Origin of the sequence: Novosphingobium sp. MD-1 (assembly GCF_001014975.1) — a bacterium.
In the GTDB taxonomy this organism is placed as follows: Bacteria; Pseudomonadota; Alphaproteobacteria; order Sphingomonadales; family Sphingomonadaceae; genus Novosphingobium.
Map to the genome: position 1 here is coordinate 1 of NZ_BBXA01000001.1, position 2514 is coordinate 2514.

At 64.2% G+C, this 2514-nt stretch carries 2 protein-coding genes; both read right to left on the bottom strand.

Features of this window, described 5'->3' with window-relative positions:
* Positions 1 to 172: 172 nt before the first annotated feature.
* On the bottom strand, positions 173 to 901 hold the full coding sequence (gene istB / locus NMD1_RS00005) for an IS21-like element helper ATPase IstB (RefSeq protein ID WP_125953069.1): 729 nt from the start codon (positions 899 to 901) through the stop codon (positions 173 to 175).
* A complete protein-coding gene (gene istA, locus NMD1_RS00010) occupies positions 888 to 2402 on the bottom strand; it encodes an IS21 family transposase (protein ID WP_125953070.1) in 1515 nt (504 codons plus the stop codon). Before istA ends, istB begins: the two co-directional genes overlap by 14 nt.
* Positions 2403 to 2514: the final 112 nt, after the last annotated feature.

Below are 2514 nucleotides of genomic sequence, written 5' to 3' on the forward strand. Positions count from 1 at the left end.
CTGTCAATCGGCGTCCAAAAGGGACCCCCGATCGGCGCGCAAAAGGGACCCCCTCTCAACGATGGCAGGACGGTCGAGGAACGCGCCTTGCGCTGCGCGCGGCGTAGGGAGGGCGGAGCCCGACCGGAGGCGCGCGCAGCGCAAGGCACCTTAATCCTGCGTGCGGCAGGGATCAGTTTCGGTTCTTGAAGCGCCAGCTGTCATTGCCGGTCTCGATGATGTCGCAATGATGGGTGACGCGATCGAGGAGAGCGGTGGTCATCTTGGGGTCGCCGAACACCGTCGGCCATTCTCCGAACGCCAGGTTGGTCGTGATGATGACGCTGGTTTGCTCGTAAAGTTTGCTGACCAGATGGAACAGCAACTGCCCGCCTGAACGGGCGAAGGGAAGATAGCCAAGCTCATCGAGCACGACGAGGTCGAGGCGAGAGAGCTGGGCGGCAAGCGCGCCGCTTTTGCCGATCCGGGCTTCCTCTTCGAGGCGGGTCACCAGATCAACGGTGTTGAAGTAACGCCCCCGCGCTCCAGCGCGGACGACATTGGCGGTGATGGCGATGGCCAGATGGGTCTTGCCGGTGCCGGTGCCACCGACCAGGACGACATTGCGCCGTGCGGGGAGGAACGCCCCGCCGTGCAGCGAACGGACCAGCCCCTCGTTGATCGGCGTCCCCTCGAAGTGGAAAGCATCAATGTCCTTCACCACCGGCAGCTTGGCGGCCGCCATCCGGTATCGGATCGAGGCGGCGTGGCGGTGCGTTGCCTCCGCACGCAGCAGATCGGTCAGTATCTCCATCGTCGTGCGCTGGCGCTGAAGCCCTGTGGTGACGGTCTCATCGAACGCGCCGGCCATCCCTTTGAGTCCGAGCCCGCGCATCGCGTCGATCATGTCATGCCGCTGCATGAAAGTTCCTCAGTTGGTCGTAACGGGCACAGTCGGCGATCGGCGGATGCCGCAGGGCATTGTCCTCCGACGTGACGATCGTCAGCGGTCGCGGCGGTTCGCGGCGCCGTGCCAGGATATTGAGGATCAAGTCGTCGCTCGCCGTGCCGGTTGCCAGTGCCTCCCGCACGGCGGCTTCGACGAGTTCCAGGCCATCGGTCAGCACGGCCGCCAGCACGCGCACGAACCGCCGATCGGCATCATCGCCGTTACCCAGCTTGCGTCGCAATCGGGCGAGCGCCGGCGGCAGTTCCCAGTCCTGGAAGGGTGCTCCGTTGCGTAAAGCGCCGGGCTTGCGGGCCAGCACCGGCAGATAGTGCCAGGGATCATAGATGGTGCGGTTCCGCCCGAAGAAGCGGGGATGCTCAGCGACGACCTCATCGCCGCATCGCACGACAATACGGTCGGCATAGGCCCGAACCTGCACAGTGCGCCGCGCCACTGTCGAGAGGACCGAGTAACGGTTGCGATCGTAGCTGATCAGGCAGGTGCCCGACACGCCGTGCTCGCTCTCGTTGAAGCCGTCGAACGGCCCCAGCATCGACTGTAATGCAGGACGTTCGATCTCCAGCATCTGCGCCACGGTCTGGTCGCCCTGCTCAGGATGGGCCTGCCGTTCGGCCCAGCGTCGGCACTCAGCTTCCAGCCAGCCATTGAGCTCCTCGAGGCTGGCGAACCGCAGACGGGGCTGGAAGAAGCGCCCTCGGATCGTCTGCACCTGGTTCTCGACCTGACCCTTCTCCCATCCCGCCGCCGGCGAGCAGGCCGTGGGCTCGACCATATAATGGTTGGCCATGATCAGGAACCGCCGGTTGAACACCCGGTCCTTGCCGGTGAACACGCTCGTCACCGCCGTCTTCATATTATCGTAGATGCCGCGCCGGGGCACGCCGCCGAAGAAGGCAAAGCCGCGCGCATGCGCGTCGAACAGCATCTCCTGGGTCTCGCGTGGATAGGCCCGGACATACACAGCCCGCGATGCGCACAGCCGCATGTGCGCGACCTTTACCCGCATCGGCTTGCCGGCGATCTCGACATCCTCGTGGCTCCAGTCGAACTGGTAGGCCTCGCCGGGCTGGAACAGCATCGGAATAAAGGCAGTCGTCCCGTCTCCGACATCCCTGCGCCGCTCGATCTTCCACCGTGCCGCATAGCGGCGCACGGCATCGTAAGAGCCCTCGAAACCCTCACGCACCAGAAGGTCGTGGATACGGGTCATCCGAAGCCGGTCACGTCGGCCCCGTAACTCGTTCTCTTCCAGCAGCACATCCAGCCGATCCTGAAACGGACCGATCCGCGGCAGCGGCTGAACCTTGCGCCGATAATCAAATGCGCCTTCCGGCGCCCGGATCGCCTTGCGGATTACCTTCCGCGACACATGCAGATCACGCGCGATCGCCTTGATCGCCTTCCCGCCGGCATACTCACGCCGGATACGAACCACTGTCTCCAAAACCAACATCCCGATCTCGCCGCATGAACTTCCACGCGGCTGTGTAAGCTATCGAAATGAGGGGTCCCTTTTAGACGCCGATCACCCCGCTAACGGGGTCCTTTTTGCACGCCGATCCACA